17 protein-coding genes and 1 pseudogene are annotated in these 17,937 nt (G+C 58.1%); 9 read left to right on the top strand and 9 right to left on the bottom strand.

Features of this window, described 5'->3' with window-relative positions; genetic code table 11:
- Window positions 1–23: 23 nt before the first annotated feature.
- The gene (locus tag OHJ17_RS00295; RefSeq protein ID WP_032433705.1) at window positions 24–1,250 is read left to right on the top strand and encodes a LysR family transcriptional regulator; all 1,227 of its coding nucleotides are present in this window, start codon (window positions 24–26) and stop codon (window positions 1,248–1,250) included.
- Here the strand turns inward: OHJ17_RS00295 and OHJ17_RS00290 are convergent.
- The 3 genes from OHJ17_RS00290 to OHJ17_RS00280 form a co-directional block, all read right to left on the bottom strand.
- Window positions 1,247–2,509 carry a gallate dioxygenase gene (locus OHJ17_RS00290; RefSeq protein ID WP_002923152.1) on the bottom strand — a complete coding sequence of 421 codons (1,263 nt, stop codon included), beginning with the start codon at window positions 2,507–2,509 and terminating at the stop codon, window positions 1,247–1,249. The genes OHJ17_RS00295 and OHJ17_RS00290 overlap by 4 nt on opposite strands.
- 13 nt (window positions 2,510–2,522) lie before the next feature.
- Complete coding sequence (locus tag OHJ17_RS00285; protein WP_004173870.1) at window positions 2,523–3,893, bottom strand: MFS transporter; 1,371 nt, start codon at window positions 3,891–3,893, stop codon at window positions 2,523–2,525.
- A gap of 211 nt (window positions 3,894–4,104) precedes the next feature.
- Window positions 4,105–5,046, bottom strand: coding sequence for a LacI family DNA-binding transcriptional regulator (locus tag OHJ17_RS00280; RefSeq protein ID WP_002923154.1), 942 nt, complete (start codon window positions 5,044–5,046; stop codon window positions 4,105–4,107).
- Window positions 5,047–5,339: 293 nt separating this feature from the next.
- On the opposite strand from OHJ17_RS00280, the gene OHJ17_RS00275 reads away from it, so the two are divergent.
- The 4 genes from OHJ17_RS00275 (at window position 5,340) to OHJ17_RS00260 (ending at window position 8,912) form a co-directional block, all read left to right on the top strand.
- The gene (locus OHJ17_RS00275) at window positions 5,340–5,654 is read left to right on the top strand and encodes a PTS sugar transporter subunit IIB (protein WP_004145041.1); all 315 of its coding nucleotides are present in this window, start codon (window positions 5,340–5,342) and stop codon (window positions 5,652–5,654) included.
- A gap of 11 nt (window positions 5,655–5,665) precedes the next feature.
- On the top strand, window positions 5,666–6,988 hold the full coding sequence (locus OHJ17_RS00270; RefSeq protein WP_002923156.1) for a PTS cellobiose transporter subunit IIC: 1,323 nt from the start codon (window positions 5,666–5,668) through the stop codon (window positions 6,986–6,988).
- A gap of 97 nt (window positions 6,989–7,085) precedes the next feature.
- Entirely contained in the window at window positions 7,086–7,388 is a 303-nt protein-coding gene (locus tag OHJ17_RS00265) for a PTS lactose/cellobiose transporter subunit IIA (protein ID WP_002923158.1), read from the top strand.
- Window positions 7,389–7,532: 144 nt separating this feature from the next.
- Window positions 7,533–8,912, top strand: a complete 1,380-nt coding sequence (locus OHJ17_RS00260; RefSeq protein WP_004173868.1) for a carbohydrate porin — start codon at window positions 7,533–7,535, stop codon at window positions 8,910–8,912.
- Between the two features lie 199 nt (window positions 8,913–9,111).
- On the opposite strand, the gene phnV is transcribed toward OHJ17_RS00260, so the two are convergent.
- From phnV to phnR, 5 genes are all read right to left on the bottom strand, one after another.
- On the bottom strand, window positions 9,112–9,909 hold the full coding sequence (phnV, locus tag OHJ17_RS00255) for a 2-aminoethylphosphonate ABC transport system, membrane component PhnV (RefSeq protein WP_004145044.1): 798 nt from the start codon (window positions 9,907–9,909) through the stop codon (window positions 9,112–9,114).
- A gap of 2 nt (window positions 9,910–9,911) precedes the next feature.
- Window positions 9,912–10,772 carry a 2-aminoethylphosphonate ABC transporter permease subunit gene (gene phnU / locus OHJ17_RS00250; RefSeq protein ID WP_002923191.1) on the bottom strand — a complete coding sequence of 287 codons (861 nt, stop codon included), beginning with the start codon at window positions 10,770–10,772 and terminating at the stop codon, window positions 9,912–9,914.
- On the bottom strand, window positions 10,772–11,884 hold the full coding sequence (gene phnT / locus OHJ17_RS00245) for a 2-aminoethylphosphonate ABC transport system ATP-binding subunit PhnT (RefSeq protein ID WP_004188029.1): 1,113 nt from the start codon (window positions 11,882–11,884) through the stop codon (window positions 10,772–10,774). The genes phnU and phnT overlap by 1 nt, the downstream gene beginning before the upstream one ends.
- 5 nt (window positions 11,885–11,889) lie before the next feature.
- Complete coding sequence (gene phnS / locus OHJ17_RS00240) at window positions 11,890–12,903, bottom strand: 2-aminoethylphosphonate ABC transporter substrate-binding protein (protein WP_004173867.1); 1,014 nt, start codon at window positions 12,901–12,903, stop codon at window positions 11,890–11,892.
- A gap of 178 nt (window positions 12,904–13,081) precedes the next feature.
- The gene (gene phnR, locus OHJ17_RS00235) at window positions 13,082–13,801 is read right to left on the bottom strand and encodes a phosphonate utilization transcriptional regulator PhnR (protein WP_004145049.1); all 720 of its coding nucleotides are present in this window, start codon (window positions 13,799–13,801) and stop codon (window positions 13,082–13,084) included.
- Between the two features lie 141 nt (window positions 13,802–13,942).
- On the opposite strand from phnR, the gene phnW reads away from it, so the two are divergent.
- Both phnW and phnX read left to right on the top strand, forming a co-directional pair.
- Window positions 13,943–15,046 (top strand): 2-aminoethylphosphonate--pyruvate transaminase, encoded by a 1,104-nt coding sequence (gene phnW / locus OHJ17_RS00230; RefSeq protein ID WP_020802514.1) that lies wholly within the window; start codon window positions 13,943–13,945, stop codon window positions 15,044–15,046.
- A gap of 9 nt (window positions 15,047–15,055) precedes the next feature.
- Window positions 15,056–15,865 (top strand): phosphonoacetaldehyde hydrolase, encoded by an 810-nt coding sequence (gene phnX / locus OHJ17_RS00225; RefSeq protein WP_015959164.1) that lies wholly within the window; start codon window positions 15,056–15,058, stop codon window positions 15,863–15,865.
- Here phnX and nepI read toward each other — a convergent pair.
- A complete protein-coding gene (gene nepI, locus OHJ17_RS00220; protein WP_009485057.1) occupies window positions 15,862–17,055 on the bottom strand; it encodes a purine ribonucleoside efflux pump NepI in 1,194 nt (397 codons plus the stop codon). The two genes, phnX and nepI, sit on opposite strands and share 4 nt — an antisense overlap.
- A gap of 211 nt (window positions 17,056–17,266) precedes the next feature.
- On the opposite strand from nepI, the pseudogene OHJ17_RS00215 reads away from it, so the two are divergent.
- Window positions 17,267–17,627: pseudogene (locus OHJ17_RS00215) on the top strand (type II toxin-antitoxin system RelE/ParE family toxin).
- Window positions 17,611–17,934: a helix-turn-helix domain-containing protein gene (locus OHJ17_RS00210; protein WP_004173862.1), complete on the top strand. Its 324-nt coding sequence runs from the start codon at window positions 17,611–17,613 to the stop codon at window positions 17,932–17,934. Before OHJ17_RS00215 ends, OHJ17_RS00210 begins: the two are co-directional and overlap by 17 nt.
- The last annotated feature ends 3 nt before the right edge of the window (window positions 17,935–17,937 follow it).

The raw sequence follows: 17,937 nt of genomic DNA, 5'->3' as shown, positions 1-17,937 counted from the left end.
CACTTTTTCAGGCCTGACGAACAATGCTAAAGAGAAAGCACGATAAAATTATAAATATCATGCAGCTGCGCTTTTTCTGTCAGGTCGCGCTGCGCGGTAGCGTCTCACGCGCGGCCGATGACTTATTCCGCACGCAGTCAGCGATAACCCGGGCTATTCGCGATCTTGAAGCCGCGTTGAACGTCACGCTGTTCGAACGCCATTACAGCGGCATGGTGCCCACCGAGTATGGCAAGTGCATCCTGCCGCGCGCCCGGCGGGCGATTGACGACCTGCAGGCCATCCCGGCGCTGCTGCAGAAGCACCATACCCGCAGCAGCGGCCCGCTGGCGGACGCCGGCTGGCTGTTCAATACCCGCCGCTTAGCCATTTTTATTCAGCTCTATCACGTCAACCATACCCAAACCGTCGCGCAACAGTTGGGGATCACTCAGCCGGCGGTCAGTGCCGCGCTGAAGGTCCTGGAAAAAGGAGCGGATTCGGCGCTATTTCGCCGGACGCCAGAGGGGGTGCGTCCCACGCCTGCCGCGGAGCTACTCTATCCCCCGGTGAGCAGAGCGCTCAACGAGCTGGAAAACATCTGGAGCGATCTCGCTGCCCGTCGCGGGGTGCTGGAGGGCACCGTGCGCATTGGCGCCCTGCCGCTGAGCCGGACCCGGCTACTGCCCTCCGCCATCGCCGCCTTTCTGGCCCAGCACCCGGGCATCACCCTCATGACCAATGAAAGCCCGTATGAGTCGCTGGTCGCCGATATGCGGGCAGGTAATATCGATTTTATTATCGGCGCCCTGCGCCAGGATGAAGATCTCCCGGACCTCTGTAGCGAAGCGTTATTCGAAGAGGATATGTTGATTTTACTGCGTAATAACCACCCGCTGCTTCGCCATCCGGACCCGCGCAGCCAGCTGGCGACAGCGCAATGGGTGCTGCCGCGCGCCAACGCGCCGGCGCGCAATTTGCTGGATAAGGCGTTTGTCACCCTGGGGCTGCCGCTGCCCCAGCCGACGGTGGAGACCGGGGATGCGGCGATGGTGCGAGGATTGCTGCAGGGCTCCGACATGCTGGCGGCGGTCTCCGCCAGCCAGATGCGTTTTGAAACTGACAATGGGCTGCTCAGCGTGTTGCCGGTTCCCCTGCCCAATACCACCCGGCGTATCGGGCTGACGTTTCGCGCCGGCAGCCTGCCCTCCCCGGCGACGCAGGCGCTGTTGCGTTTTATTTATCAGCAGGTTCAGGACGGGGCCGTTTAACGTTTACCCGCCACCGAATAGGTTACCTGCTGGTTTCGCGTTTGCTGAAACGCCTCCAGCGTCTGCCCGCGCATCGCGGCGTAAATATGCAGGTTGGATACGCCGACCACCGCGCCCATTTTCTCCAGCAGGAAGAAGCTGGCGCCATACTGAATTAATCCCCGCCAGTCGCGCGCGTTGAGCAACTGCTGTTCCTCCTCACTCAGTCCGGCTTCGGCATAAAGCGACTGAGGCGACTGCAGAAAACGTTCGCGCCAGGCAGGCTCAATCAGCCGATGCAGGAAACGGTTAAGCCGCAAGCCATTCAGGCTGCGCTCGTGGGTAAAAGGATAGGTTCCCGGCAGTTTCTCCACCCCGGCCAGCTGCTGCGCCATATGCTGGCGATGGCGCGTCAGGGTATCGACGGGGGGCAGGCGCGCATTGTTCTCAAGGATCAGCGTGGCGATACCGGTCATCGACGGCAGGTAATAGTCGCGCCAGGTTTCGGTGACATTGGCTGATAGCGCGCCGCGCATCACCAGCCACATGATCACTTCGGACCCCTCCATCCCCCCCAGCTCGGCATATTCGCCAAGGGTCATTTCGGTAAGCTTTTCCGGGTCATTAACCAGCATATCAACAAACTGGGCATCCCAGTCGGGATTATTAAATCCGCAGCGCTCGCCATGAACCTGATGCGAGAGCCCGCCGGTCGCGACAATCGCCACATTGATATCTTCCGGGAAGCTTTCAATCGCCCGGCGCAGCGCCTGGCCGAGTTTGTAACAACGGCGCGCGCTTGGTACCGGAAATTGCAGCACGCCGATCTGTAACGGGATCACCGCCGTCGGCCACCCCTGCGCTTCATCCCAGGGCAACAGCGCCGAAAGCGGCGAGAAAAGGCCGTGGTCGAGCTTTTTATCCATAAAGAACGACATATCAAACTCGTCGGCCATCAGGCTGGCGCCAATGTGCCTTGAAAGCGCCGCGTTGCCCTGGACCGGCGGCAGACAGCGCGGTCCGCCGCCCTCATCGGCAACGTCATATTGACTGTCGATTCCCAGCGTAAAAGTCGAATAGTGATCGAAGAAAAAGGCGGTCACATGGTCATTAAAGATGTACACCAGCGCATCCGGTTTTTTCTCCTCCAGCCAGCGCTGCAGCGGTTCGAAGCTCTGGAAGATCGGCGCCCACGCCGGATCCTGCTGTTTATGATGATCGACCGCGAAGCCGATAGTCGGGGTATGAGAGACGGCGATACCGCCGAGAATGTTAGCCATCAGATAACTCCACTTATCGGTGTTCGAGGGGGGATGACAAAGCGTCAAGTTCTGCCTCTGTGAGTCGAGGCTTAGCGTGATTCATACGGTGCAACAAAATACAGATCCCCGCCAGGCAGGCCGGCAGCGCAAGCACCAAAAAGATCGACGAGTGTCCCGGCACGGCCAGCATCAGCATCCCGCCCAGCGTGGAGCTGAGGATAGCCCCGGTACGGCCGATACCATGCATCCAGCTGACTCCGGTAGCGCGGATCTCGGTTTGATAATAGGCGGGCGAATAGGCCTGCAGACCGTTCTGCGCGCCGTTAATGCACATCCCGCTGATAAAAATCAGCACCGACAGCACCGCCGAACCGAAATCCATTACCCCCTGGGACAACAGGCACAGACAGCCGAGGAAATAGGTTGCCGCAATCACGGCTTTCGCCGAAGCGCGATCCATCAGCATACCGACAAGGATCCCGCCCAGCGGGCCGCCGAGCTGGAACAAGCCGGTCATCATCGCCGCCTGCTGCAGCGACAGCCCGCCGGAGCGGAGAATGGTTGGCAGCCAGCCGTTCAGCAGGTAAATCACGAACAGCCCCATAAAATAGGTTAACCACAGCGCTATCGTGCCGCGGGCATAGCCATGCCGGAACAGCTGCGCCACTTTGCTGCTCCGCGTGATGGGCGGCGCATTCAGCTGGAAAACGGTTTCAGCCGTAAACTGGCCCCCAAGCCGGTTAAGCGCCCTGGCGATCTGCTCGCCCGGTAGTCGGCGCGCCACCATGTTCATCGCCGACTCCGGCAACATCACGATCATAAAGGGGAGCACCACGAGCGGCAGCACGCCGCCAAAAACCAGCGCCGAGTGCCAGCTGTAATGCGATAACAAACCGGCGGCGATAAAGCCGCCGAGGCCGGAACCCACGTTAAAACCGCTGTACATCAGGGTGATCATCACCCCTTTACGCCGCTCCGGCATATATTCCGCCACCAGCGTGACGCAGTTGGGCATTACGGCGCCAAGGCCAAGGCCGGTGAGAAAACGCATCAGCGCCAGTTGCGTCGGGCTTTGCGCCACGGCGCCGGCCAGGCTGAACAGCGCAAACAGCGCCACCGACCAGAGTAAAATTCGCTTTCGGCCGTAGCGGTCAGAAAGCGGACCCGCTACCAGGGCGCCAATGGCGACGCCGAACATGGCCGCCCCAAGAATCGGCCCCATTTCGGCCCGGCTGATGCCCCAGTCTTCGATGAGCGCCGGGGCGACAAAGCCCATCACCGCGGCGTCATACCCATCCAGCATAATGATGATGAAACAGAGCAGCAGCACGTTCCATTGAAAGCGCGAGACCGGGCGGGTATCTATCCACGCTTTCACATCGACAACGTTCGTGTGATTCATAGGGTGACTTCCTCAAGCAGGCGGTACGAATGTTCTGGTTAGTGTTTTTTGAGTGGAACTTTCGTACTCAACTTAAGGCAGGTCACGCAGGCTGTCCGGTTCGAAAATCCGGCGTCAGATATGAGTTTTATTTATAATGTGAGGGATACGACAAAAACCAGCCAGCAAAAAACCCGCAGCCAACGGCGGCGGGTCAGGGCAAGAGCAGCGTTTAGTGCTTCGGAATAATTAAATCGCCGCGCAGCGGGCTGCCGCCCGGGTTGTCCGTTTTCTCGGTCAGCCAGTTGACGATCCGCGACGCCATCGCGTCCATGGAATATTCAATCGCCGGGATAGTCGGGATACCGGGCAGCTGTAACGATCCGGCGAGGCTAAACACCATGACATTTTGCGGAACGGCGCGGTTAAACGCCTGCAGCTGCGGCACCACGCGCTGCGCCTGCTGTTCATCGCTCACCAGCAGCGCGTTAAAGTTCAGCGTCGTGGCGTTATTGACCAGCTCCTGCACCGCCACCGACGGCGACGTATTATCCAGAAACACCAGGTTGCGATTAAACGGCAAAAAGTTTTTTTCCAGCGCGTGCTTGTAGCCCAGCAGCACCTGGTCGGCAAAGCCGCTGCTCTGCGGATGAATCAGCGCAATCTGCCGTCTCCCCTGGCTAATCAGATAGTGACAGGCGGTTTCGGCGGCGAAAGCATGATCGAACTGAATACTGTTGTCGCCTTCGCTATCGAGGCAGTCCACCAGCACCACGTCCGGGCGGTTAATATTCAGAGGAAAACGCGCACCGATGATTAGCACGTTATCGCACAGCCCGCAGGTCAACTCCTCCAGAGAGTTCATCACGCCGTGGCTGGTGTTGGCGAAGCGCAGCAGCAGGTGTTTCTGGTGCTGGCTGAGCTGTTTTTCCAGGGCGTAGAGATAGCTGGTGGTTTGGTTGATGTTGTCCTGGGCGCAGATGACGCCGATGCAGCCGGTGGACTGGCTGAGCAACGACTGGGCTATCATGTTTGGCCGGTAATTGAGCGCTTCCGCCGCCTGCAGCACCGCCTGACGACTGGCTTCCTTCACGCCACGTGAGCCGCTCAACACTCGCGACACCGTGGCTTTGGAAACCCCGGCAAGTCGTGAAACATCATTGATTGTCGACATCATTTTCCCCTGCGCGGGCGCCGCGTCCCGCCAAAATCCTGTAAACCTGAATCGCTTCAATTATGACCAGCGCAGTATATCCATTTCGCCATTTGTTTGGAAACCGATTTTCCATTTCAGCGCAAAACATCGCCAAATCGACAGAATAATGTGAGCGAAATCCAATAAATCCGCCCTATAAGCAGGAGATCTTGACCACTATCACAGTTCTGCTTTTTATAAATGGAAACCGGTTTCCGTCTGATATCAAATCACCCACGCAATAACTTTTTACATTTTGAGGATGGTCGTCGATGTACAAGATTATGCTGTGCTGCTCTGCCGGGATGTCCACCAGTCTGCTGGTCAGAAAGATGGTTGAGGCGGCGAATGAACGTGACCTGCCGGTGCAGATTGACGCCTATGGCGTTTCCGAATTTGACATGCAGTTTCCGCAGTATCAGGTGGTGTTGCTTGGCCCCCAGGTGAAATACATGTTGAAAACCCTGTCTGACAAAGCGGCTTCCCTGAACATTCCCGTTCAGCCCATCGATACGATGGACTACGGTATGCAGCGGGGAGACAACGTCCTGAATTATGCTCTGTCGCTGATCCCAGCGGCGCACTGAGAGGTGTTGAAATGAGTTCTCTGTATCAGTCCATGATTGCCGTGATCGAGCAATCTATTACTCCGCTGGCAGGACGCCTTGGGCAGCAGAAATACGTTATCGCTATCCGCGATGGCTTCACTGCCGCCTTGCCGTTTATGATCATCGGCTCTTTCATGCTGGTATTTATCTTTCCGCCGTTTTCACCCGATACCACCAACGGCTTTGCTCGCGGCTGGCTTGATTTCTCCCAGCACTACCGCGAACAGCTGATGCTGCCGTTTAACCTCAGCATGGGCGTGATGACCTTCTTTATCTCGGTCGGCATTGGCGCCAGCCTCGGTCGTCAGTTTCAGCTCGATCCGGTGATGTCCGGTCTGCTGGCGTTTATGGCTTTCCTGCTGGTCGCCGCACCCTATGCCGATGGCAAAATTTCCACTCAGTATCTGTCCGGTCAGGGCATTTTCACCGCGCTGATCACCGCCATCTACTCCACCCGCGTTTACGCGTGGCTGAAGCAAAACAACATTACGATTCGTCTGCCGAAAGAGGTCCCCACCGGCGTCGCCCGTTCGTTTGAAATCCTGATCCCGGTGCTGGTGGTTATTGCGACTCTGCATCCGCTGAATCTGTTTATCGAAGCGCAGACCGGGATGATCCTGCCGCAGGCGATCATGCATCTGCTGGAGCCGCTGGTTTCCGCCTCCGACTCGCTGCCGGCGATTTTGCTCTCTGTTCTGATGTGCCAGATTTTCTGGTTCGCCGGTATCCACGGCTCGCTGATTGTTACCGGCATTATGAACCCGTTCTGGATGGCCAACCTGTCGGCAAACCAGGCGGCGCTGGCGGCTGGCACGGTACTGCCGCACGTCTACCTGCAGGGCTTCTGGGATCACTATCTGCTGATTGGCGGCGTCGGTTCTACCCTGCCGCTGGCCTTCCTGCTGCTGCGTAGCCGGGCCACCCATCTGCGCACCATCGGTAAGATGGGCATCGTGCCGAGCTTCTTTAATATCAACGAGCCGATTCTGTTTGGGGCGCCGATCATCATGAACCCGATGATGTTTATCCCCTTCGTCTGCGTACCGATGGTCAACGCGGTGCTGGCTTACGGCGCGACGCGTCTTGGCTGGCTGAGCCAGGTGGTGTCGCTGACGCCGTGGACTACGCCGGCCCCAATTGGCGCGTCGTGGGCGGCTAACTGGACCCTGAGCCCGGTGGTGATGTGTCTCATCTGCATGGTGATGTCGGCGGTCATTTACCTGCCGTTCCTGCGCGCTTATGAACGTTCCTTAATGAAAACCGAAGTTGAGAAAGCCAAAAATAGCGTTCCGGTAGCAGAAACCGTTAGCTAATCCCTCTCCTTCCGGAGAGATAATAAGATGACAGCGTAATAATGCAGAAAATGGACTTCCACTGCATTATTAAATAATAAATACCTCAGGAATACACATGATTGAATTAGAAGATGCGGTAATGGAAATTATCGTTAATGCGGGACAGTCACGCTCATTATGTTTTGAAGCGCTGCATGCGGCCCGAACCGGAAATATCGACGAAGCGCGCTTACTCTTAAACGAGGCCGACGGCTACGCCCGCCGGGCGCATCAGATGCAAACCCAGCTCATCGGGCAGGATGCCGGTGAAGCGCGTCAGCCCATGACGCTGATTATGGTACATGCCCAGGATCATTTGATGAATTCGCTGCTGGCCCGCGAGTTCTCAGAAGAATTAATCCATCTGTACCAGCGTTAATTAATATGGAATAACGTTAGCGAGAATATTATTCTCCGGCGTCGCTGTACCCTAAAAAACAAATCAGCTTATTTTGGCTATTTATTCTAGCCAGAATGGGATGGTTATTATCTGAAATATATTAATTATTAAAGCGAGATAACCATGAATACTGTAAAAAAACTGCCTTTAGCCATGGCGGTGGTCGCCGCGCTGTGCCCAATTTCTGTCATGGCGCAAGAATTTACGCAGGAACAGATCGACGCCATCGTCGCCAAAGCCGTTGATAAAGCGCTGGCCGACCGCCAGGCAAAAATCGACGCCGCGGCCAACAAAAAGGTCGACGTGATTACTAACCCGGAAACCACCGCCGCCTCGCCGGATATGGCCATTCCGTTCGGCCTCAAGTTCAGCGGCTACGCCCGCTATGGCGCCCACTTCCAGACCGGCGACCAGAAATATGTCGGCGTCGACGGCTCCTATAACGGCGCCTCGGCGATCGGCCGTCTGGGCAACGAAAGCAACGGCGGCGAATTCCAGATCAGCAAGGCCTTCAAAAGCGCGCAGGGGGCTATCTGGGATCTTAACGTGATGTTCGACCACTGGAGCGACGAAGTTAACCTGAAGAAGGCCTACGTCGGCGTCACCAACGTGCTGGAATCCAACCCCAACGCCTATATCTGGGCCGGCCGCGACTTCCACCAGCGTCCGCAACAGGGGATCAACGACTACTTCTGGATGAACCACGACGGCCAGGGCGCCGGGGTGAAGAACTTTGATATCGGCGGCGTGCAGTTCGACGTGGCGGCGGTCTCGCAGGTGAAATCCTGCAGCCCGGAAGTGATGGCCGACGAGACCAACCCGTCGCGCATCACCTGTACCGGCAGCTCCGACACCGGCGATAACGGCCACTACGCGCTGACCACCAAAACCCACAACATCAAGGCCGGGCCGATCGACGTCGAGGTGTACGCCAACTACGGCTTTGACTCAAAGGCGGTGGACAGCGACGCGCGTCTCGAAGCCTGGCAGGGCGGCCTGGTGCTGAGCCACACCAACGACAGCGGGGTGAACAAGGTGATCCTGCGCTACTCCGACAACTCGGATAACAGCGTCTACAACAAGACCGACGACCTGACCACGGTCTACGCCAGCTTCGAGGGCAGCCATAAGTTCACCCAGCAGGCGCAGGTGGAATACCTGCTGGCCTTCCACGACTACGACAACGGCAAGGATAATACCGACAACCGTAAAAACTACGGCGCCATCGTGCGGCCGATGTACTTCTGGAACGACGTGCACTCCACCTGGCTGGAAGCGGGCTACCAGCGCGTGGATTACGACCAGGGCGGGGATAACCACGGCTGGAAGCTGACGCTGTCGCAGAACATCGCCATCGGCATGGGGCCGGAGTTCCGCCCGATGCTGCGCTTCTACGTCACCGGCGGCCAGGTGGATAACGAGCACACCGCGAAGGTAAACGGCACCCAGGACCAGCAGCTGGATTCGCTGAACGTCGGTGGGATGTTTGAGGCGTGGTTCTGATGCGATAGCGTTGTCGAAGGAGCGTTCCCGGCTGGCGCTACGCTTAGCCGGGCTACAACTGGTGCGCTCCATTTATGCCGGATGGCGGCATACATGCCTTATCCGGCCTAAGTTCCTTCCTGTGGGACCCCACCCCAGGACCGGCAAGCGCAGCGCCGCCGGGCAGTCAGACCCGTGCCCTGGTGGCGTCATCAATTCTTTATCTCTGGCTTAATCGGCGGGCGATACGCTCAAGCTTCATCATCAACAGCAGCGTGACGCCCACCAGCACAATGGTCAGCGCCGAGCCATCGGCGATATTGCCGCGATCGGTGAGGCTGAAAATGGTCACCGGCAGCGTCGTCCAGCCCGGCGGATAGATCATCACCGTCGCCCCTAGCTCTCCCATCGACAACGACAGGCTCAGCGCCAGCGCCGAGATCATCCACGGCGTCATCAGCGGCAGCGTCACATGGCGCAGGCGATACCACGGCGAAGCGCCCAGGCTGGAGGCGACGTTTTCAATATCGGCGGAAATACGCGCCAGCCCGGTCGTTACGTTGCTGAAGGTAAAGGCGGAGATCAGCACGAAGTGCGCCGCCAGAACGATAAAGAAGGTGCCGTTCATCTGCAGCGGCCCCTGGCTAAACGCCACCAGAATGCCCAGCCCGACGGAAACCGAGGGGATAGCGCTGGGCAGATAAAACGCCAGGCCAAGATATTTCTGTAGCGTCGCGCCATACTGGCGCAGCGCCAGCGCCGCCCACATCCCGCACAGCAGCGCCAACAGGCTGGCGCAGAAGCCCACCATCAGGCTCGAAAACAGCGAATCCCACGCCGCGCCGCGAAAGGCGTTAACAAAGTGGGCAAAGGTAAAGCCGGTGGGCAGCAGGCCGTTCCATTGTTTACTCAGGCTGGAGAGTAAAATCACCGCCAGCGGCAGCAGGAAAACGCCGGCAAAAAGCGTCACCGCCAGCGCGCCCGCCGCCGCGCGGCCTTTACGCGACCAAATCAACATCGTTAACTCCTTACGCCAGTGCGCGCCGCCGCCAGCCGATAGAGCATAAACAGCCCCAGCGACAGCAGAATATTGATCAGCGCAATCATGCAGGCCACGCTGTAATCCGACTCCAGAATCGCCTTGCTGTAGACCATCATCGGCAGGGTATTGACCCCTTTGGCGCCAATAAACAGCACGATCCCGAACTCGTTAGTGGTCAATAGCAGGCACAGGCTGCCGCCCGCCATCAGCGCCGGGAGCGCCGCCGGGAAGATAACCTGAGTAATCACCCGTAACGGATGAGCGCCGAGAATACTCGCCGCTTCCAGCTGGCTCTTATCTATCTGCCGCAGTCCCGCCATCAACGGACGCATCACCAGCGGCGTAAAGACGGTAATCTCCGCCAGAATCACGCCGTTAATCGAATAGAGGAAGTCTACCGGCGGCAGTTCAAAAGCAAACAGCGCCATCAGGGTGCCGTTGAGCAGCCCCGCCGAGCCGTAAATAAAGGTGAATGCGAGAGTGATAAGAAAGGTCGGCAGCGCAATAAAAGTATCAATGACCCGGCTCACCAGTTGGCTTCCGGGGAACGGAATAAAGACCAGAATCAGCGCCAGCACGCTGCCGAGTACCAGGCAGCCAAGGGTAGCGAACACCGCAATCTGTAAGGTATTGAGCAGCGCGCCAATAAAGCGTTTTGAGTCAATCACCTGCCAGAAGGTCTCGAGGCTCAGGTTGCCGCTGGCGTCTCGCAGCGCCTGTTCGGCGATCAGCAGTAGCGGATAGAAAAATAGCGTCGCCAGCACCAGCAGCGGCAATGCCAGCCACAGGTAAGGCCGTAAGTTTCGCGCCGGACGCGCAAGCGTGAGGGTTTGCGCCATCATTGCACCTCGATCAGAACCGCATCGCCAGGTTCGAAGTAGAGCGCCAGCTTGTCCCCCGCGCGCGGCAGCGGGTTCACGTGGGTCATCACAATCCGCACCGCTTCGCCGGCAACATCGCACAGCAGATGCGTCAGATCGCCCTGCCAGTGTACCGAGGTCAGGGTAGCATTGAGACGATTACTGGTTGCCGATCGCGGCGCCAGGCTCATGTGCTGCGGGCGAATGCATAACAGCTTTTTGTTGCCATGCAGGCCGCCCCGGCTGAAGGCGTTAATCAGGCCGCCGCCGCAGCTTACGCTAACCAGCCCCGGCTCGGGGCTGTCTTTCAGCGCCGTCGCCTGCAGGATATTGGCGCGGCCGAGGAATTCGGCGCTAAAGCGGTTCGGCGGATAGTGGTACAGCTCGTGCGTTTCACCGTGGGCGATCAGCGACCCGTCTTTCATGATGCCGATTTTGTCCGCCAGGGTCAGCGCTTCGGTCTGATCGTGGGTGACGTAGAGGATGGTGAGCTCCGGCAGTTCGCGATGCAGGCGGGCAATCTCTTCCACCATGTTATGGCGAATTTGCGCATCCAGCGCCGACAGCGGTTCATCAAGCAATAGCACCCGAGGACGCACGGCAATCGCGCGGGCTATCGCCACGCGCTGCTGCTGGCCGCCGGAAAGCTGATGCGGGTAGCGGGTGGCGTAATCCGCCATGCCGACGATTTTTAAGGCTTCAGTCACCCGCTCGGCGATAAGCCCCCTGGGCTGCTTTTGCGCCCGCAGGCCGAAAGCAACGTTATCTTCCACCTTCATATGCGGGAACAGCGCGTAGTTCTGCACCACCATCGCCAGCCCGCGTTTGTACGGCGGCAACTGGGTGACGTCAGTATCGCCGATCAGGATCCGCCCGCCAGCCGGTTGCACAAAACCGGCAATCGCCCGCAGCACCGTGGTTTTCCCGGAACCGGAAGGGCCAATCAGCGCCAGCACCTCACCGGGCTCAATGGTCAATGACAGCGGTTTTAAGACCACGTTGCCGTGGTATGAAACGCGCAGCGAGTCCAGGGTGATCCCGGACGTCCCCGCCAGCGACGGGGAAGAAGTGACGGTGGTTTTCATTAACATCAGGCTTACTCGCTATCGGTCACTTTATGCCAGCGGGCAATGTCAGCCGACAGCGATACCGCGACATCGTCCCAGTTAGGTTCCCAGCTCTTCACGCCGTCGAGCGCCGCTTTCGCCGCCTTAAAGTTAGCATCATCCGGCGCTACATCGCTGCGTACCGGCAGGCCCCAGGAGCGCGCGCTGACGCTGGATTGCGCCGGTTTATCCAGCAGGAAATTGATCAGCTTTTTGCCGTTTTCGCTGTTCGGTCCGTTCTGCACCAGCCCGATGGTGTAGGGCAGCGCCAGCGCGCTGCGCTCGCCTTTGTCATCCGCCGGCCAGAAAATTTTAACGTTCGGGTTACGCGCCATCTGCGACAGGTTCATCTGCAGATCGCCGTTGGCGACGTACAGCTCGCCTTTGTTGACCAGCGCCGTCAGCTTACCGGTCGAGGCCGATGGGCCAACGTTATTGGCCTGCAGCTTACCCAGATACGCAAAACCGGCGTCTTTACCGCCGAGGCTATGGAACGCCTGCAGCATCACCGCGGTACCGTCGCCCGCCTGACCCGGCGTGGAGTACTGCAACTTGTTCTTGTAGCGGCTATCCAGCAGATCCTGCCAGCTGGCCGGCGCGCTTTTCAGCAACTGGCTGTTATAGATGAAGGTCAGATAGTTGTTCACCAGCGGCGCGTAGCGGTCGTTAGCGCCGGGGATCTGCGCGCTTCCCTGCGGGGTAAAGGTTGCCAGCAATTGCTCTTTCGCGGCGCGCTGGATAAACGGCGGCACCGTGACCAGCACATCAGCCTGCGGATTGGTGCGCTCCTTGGCCAGACGCTCGACGATCGCGCCGGAGCCGCCTTCCACATACTGCACTTTGATGCCCGTCGCTTTGGTGAAGGCAGCGAACTGGCTCTGATACCAGCTGTTATCGCCGTCATGCAGGCCGTCGGCGGAGTAAACCGTGACGACGCCGTCCGCCCAAACCGGAGAGCTGGTCAGCGCGAACAGGGACAGCAGAGCAAGTCGGGAGAGTTTCATCGTTTAAGCCTCATCGGATAGTTAGTTATTCTGGTGTAGACCAGATTTGCCTTCACGCTACCGAGGGTTTATGACAAAACGATGAAAGAAGTGTGTCGAAGGAGTTAAAACGAGCGGGATGCGTAGCCCCGGTAAGCGCTAGCGCCACCGGGGAGATCAAAAAATTTAACTAATAAAATCAATGGGTATCGACTTCGATCCGCAGGCTATCATGCCGCCAGTATTCAATATCGTAATCGAGAATACGCCCGTGCTGATCGTAATTCAGCCTGCGCAACAGCAGCGCCGGGCGCCCCTCCATCACCCCCAGCGCCTCGGCGGCCTGCGGCGGCATTGAGGTGGGATAAAACGACAGATGCATACTGGTATAGATCAGGTCGTAGTGAGTTTGATAAATCTCGGTCAGACTGCCGTTGAGATCGTGGCGCAGCAGCTCAGGCACCCGCGCGGGCAGACAGTGGTTTTCGCAGTAGCACACCGGACGCCCGTCGGCATAGCGCAGCCGGGTCAGCAGGTAGACCTGATCGAAGGGCTGCAGCGCCAGCGGCGCCATCACATCCAGCGGCACGGCAGCCAGGCGGCCATCAAGCAGCACCGTTTTCGGTTCGCGACCCTGCTCGAGACACAGCTTGTGGAAGTTGGTATTTTGCGTCGGATCCAGCCACAGACGCTCCGGCGTCACAAACCAGCCGCGGCGGTCGGCGCGGTAAATCACGCCGCTGGCCTCCAGCTGCGCCAGGCTCTCACGCACCGTAATCCGCGTCGTGTTGAACAGCGCGCACAGCTCGCGCTCGGAAGGCAGCTTGTCGCCGCTTTTGAGGGCGCCGTTTTGAATACGCGCCTGCAGCTGCGCCTTAATCATCAGGTATTGCGGCATCTCGCCAGAGGGTGATTTCATGTTTACTCACTGCCACTTTTCGTGCGCTCATTATACATAGCCAGATGAATTTTTTGTTGCAGCGCCACATTTCCTTTGACCCTGTCCCGGCTTTGTCTCCATGATAACTATAAATCTGGTATAGACCAAATGGTGAGACAAATGACTTCACGAAATTACCTGCTGCTGACCCCCGGCCCGTTAACCACCTCCCGTACGGTGAAAGAGGCGATGTTGTTCGATAGCTGCACCTGGGATGATGATTACAATCTCGGCGTGGTACAGACCATTCGCCAGCAGCTGGTGCAGTTGGCTACCCCGGCCGACGGTTATACCGCAGTGCTGCTGCAGGGTAGCGGCAGCTACGCGGTCGAAGCGGTGCTCGGCAGCGTCATCGGCGAACAGGGCAAAGTGCTGATCGTCAGCAATGGCGCCTATGGCGCGCGTATGATTGAGATGGCGCAACTGATGGGCATCGCCTGCCACCCTTACGACTGTGGCGAAGTCTCCCGTCCGGACGCGGCCGCGATCGAACAGATCCTGCAGAACGACCCGGCGATCACCCATATCGCGATGGTACACAGCGAAACCACCACCGGCATGCTGAATCCGATCGAAGAGGTGGCCGAACTGGCGAAACGGTACGATAAACGCTATATCGTCGATGCGATGAGCAGCTTCGGCGGCATTCCACTGGATATCGCCGCGCTGAATATTGATTACCTGATAAGCTCCGCCAATAAATGCATTCAGGGCGTGCCGGGCTTTGCCTTCGTGATTGCCCGTGAAGCGCAGCTGGCCGCCTGCAAAGGCCGTTCGCGCTCGCTGTCGCTGGATCTGTACGCCCAGTGGCGCTGCATGGAGGACAACCACGGCAAGTGGCGCTTCACCTCGCCGACCCATACCGTGCTGGCCTTCGCCCAGGCGCTGAAAGAGCTGGCGCAGGAGGGCGGCGTCAGCGCTCGCCATCAGCGCTACCGCAACAATCAGCGCCGGCTGGTCGCCGGGATGCGCGCGCTCGGCTTCCGGCCGCTGCTCGACGATAGCCTGCACTCGCCGATCATTACCGCCTTTTATTCACCGGATGCGCCGCAGTATCGCTTTCACACCTTCTACCAGAAGCTGAAAGATCAGGGCTTCGTTATCTATCCGGGCAAAGTATCGCAAAGCGACTGCTTCCGCATCGGCAACATTGGCGAAGTCTACGACGCCGATATCACCGCCCTGCTGGCGGCTATCGACAACGCCATGTACTGGAAACAATAAGGAACCGCCATGAACCGTATTAGCGCACTGATCCTTGACTGGGCAGGCACCACCGTAGACTTCGGCTCTTTCGCCCCGACGCAAATCTTCGTCGAGGCCTTCCGCCAGGCCTTCGATATTGAGATCACCCTTGAAGAGGCCCGCGTGCCGATGGGGCTTGGCAAATGGCAGCACATTGAGGCGCTGGGCAAACTCCCCGCTGTCGATAGCCGCTGGCAGGCCAAATTCGGCCGCGCGATGACTGCCGCCGATATCGATGCGATCTACGCCGCGTTTATGCCGCTGCAAATCGCTAAGGTTGTCGATTTTTCCGCACCAATAGCCGGCGTGGTCGACACCATCGCCGCGCTGCGCGCCAAGGGCCTGAAGATCGGCTCCTGCTCGGGCTATCCGCGTCCGGTGATGGAAAAGCTGGTACCGGCCGCCGCCGCCCAGGGCTACGCCCCGGACCACTGGGTCGCCACCGATGACCTTGCCGCCGGCGGTCGTCCGGGCCCGTGGATGGCGCTGCAGAACGTGATTACCCTGGGCATAGACGATGTGGCCCACTGCGTGAAGGTCGACGACGCCGCACCGGGCATCAGCGAAGGGTTACATGCCGGGATGTGGAGCGTCGGGCTGGCGGTGTCCGGTAACGAATTCGGCGCTACCTGGGAGGAGTACCAGGCGATGTCGAAAGCGGAAATCGCCACCCGCCGCGAGCGGGCGGCAGGCAAACTGTATGCCGCCGGGGCGCATTATGTGGTTGATACCCTGGCGGACCTGCCGGAAGTGATTGCCGACATCAATGCCCGGCTGGCAAAAGGCGAGCGGCCTTAAGCGGGTGAATTCACCTTCACTTTGGCCGCCACCAGCAGGCCGGTAAACAGCATCAATATCCCTGACAACACCAGCGGCGACAGCAGCCCTAAGTGGTCAAGCGCAATGCCGCCGACCGCGGCGCCGCAGGTGTTGGCCAGCTGGATCACCGCCACCTGAATCGACCCGGCTTTTTCCGCCTGATCGGAGAGCGAACGGGTGATCCACGTTGACCACCCCACCGGGATCAGCGCAAACGCGAAGCCCCAGATAATCGCCACCGTCGAGGCGATGATTTTGCTCTCTCCCCACAGCACCAGCGCCACCGCGCAGGCGGTCAGCACCAGCGGCGCGATCGCCAGCGCCGCTTTCACCGAACGCTTGAGCAGCACCGAGGAGAGCGAGGTGCCGATAAAGCTGGCGATACCAAAGCTCAGCAGCACCAGCGTCAGGCCGTCGACATCAAACCCGGCGAGGGTCATGTACACCGGGCGAATATAGGTAAAGAAGGCGAACTGTCCGGCAAAAGCCATGAAAATGGCGCACATTCCGGCCATCACCCCCGGACGCTTCAGCAGACCAAACATATTTTGCTGCTGAGAAGCCGATTCACCGGGCAGCGACGGCAGCGCTTTCAGCACCCAGAGCGTACACAGCACGCCCATCACCGCCGCGCCGTTAAAGACGTTGCGCCAGCCGATAAGCCCGCCAAGGAAACTGCCCAATGGGGCAGCAATTACCAGCGCGATCGATACCGCGCCGAAAATAATCGATAGCGCTTTCGGCACCACGCGCATCGGCACCAGCCGCATGGTCAGCGATGCGGACATCGCCCAGAAACCGCCGAGCGCCAGGCCCAGACAGGCGCGCCCCAGTAGTAGCAGGGTGAAGCTATCAGCGAAAGATACCAGCAGGCAGGAAAAGGTCAGCAGCAGTGAAAACAGGATAACCACGTAGCGGCGATCGGTTTTACCTATCACCGTGGTGATAAACAGGCTGGAAAACATCGCGACGAATGCCGTCGTCGTCACCGACTGCCCGGCCATCCCTTCGGAGATGCCTAAATCCAGCGCCATCGGCGTCAGCAGGCTGACCGGCAAAAACTCAACGGTAATCAGGCAGGCGACGCAGAAAGCAACCGCGAAAACCGCCGACCAGTTTGGCCGCGCGAGATCGCGTGCATGGGGTTTGGTTTCATTTGAATGACTCATGAGTGACCTGCGAAGAAAGTGGCGGAAAGCTGCGCAGTGTAACATTTTGTATGTGACGTACTTAACGTTTTCGCAACTCTTCTCGCTTTTCATAAGAGGGTGCGTAGCTGCTCGCATGTTTAAAAAAACGATGCTTGCTATCGCTTTAACAAATCTCAGGAGAATTTAATATAGCACTATGTGCTATACTTTTAACGACAGGATGTCAGCAATGCGTATCTTTAAAACCAAATGGTTCGCCAGAGAGGCTAGCTCTCATGGCATTTCCGACGACGAGCTCTATCAGGCAATTCAATCTGCGCTTCAGGGCAAAGTGGTTGATTTAGGAGGAGGGGTTTATAAAAAGCGACTCAACAAGAATCGCGATCGCGCAATCATCCTTACCAAAAGCGCAGAGTATTGGTTTTATACCTTTCTATATGCCAAACAGGATATGGCCAATATCAACCATCGCGAATTAATGGGGTTTCGTGAGTTAGCAAAAACACTATGCCAATCTCTCTGAAGAGAAAACGACGGTCTTAGTTAAAAGTAAAGAACTGGTGGAGATTTGCGATGACAGCAAAAAATAAATACAAAAGCCCGGCTTTCGAAGCGATCCATAGCGCTGCGTCGGGGCTATTCAGCGTTGGCGCAATCCCACAGGAAACAATGCGCCATTTTGATGAATCATGTCTCGGTAGCGTAGCCGCACTTCAACCCATTGAAATTAAAGCGCTACGTGAACAACTCAATGTTAGCCAACCCGTGTTCGCTCGTTATCTGAATACCAGCGTGTCTACCGTGCAAAAATGGGAGACTGGCGCTAAGCGACCAAGCGGAATGTCATTAAAATTGCTTAGCGTCGTACAAAAACACGGCCTGAAAATCCTACTGTAGTTA

It is taken from the genome of Klebsiella sp. KP20-425-1, from assembly GCF_025813515.1.
Taxonomy (GTDB): domain Bacteria; phylum Pseudomonadota; class Gammaproteobacteria; order Enterobacterales; family Enterobacteriaceae; genus Klebsiella; species Klebsiella pneumoniae.
The sequence above is the reverse complement of the archived record's forward strand: the minus strand, read 5'-3'. Positions and strand labels throughout refer to the sequence as shown.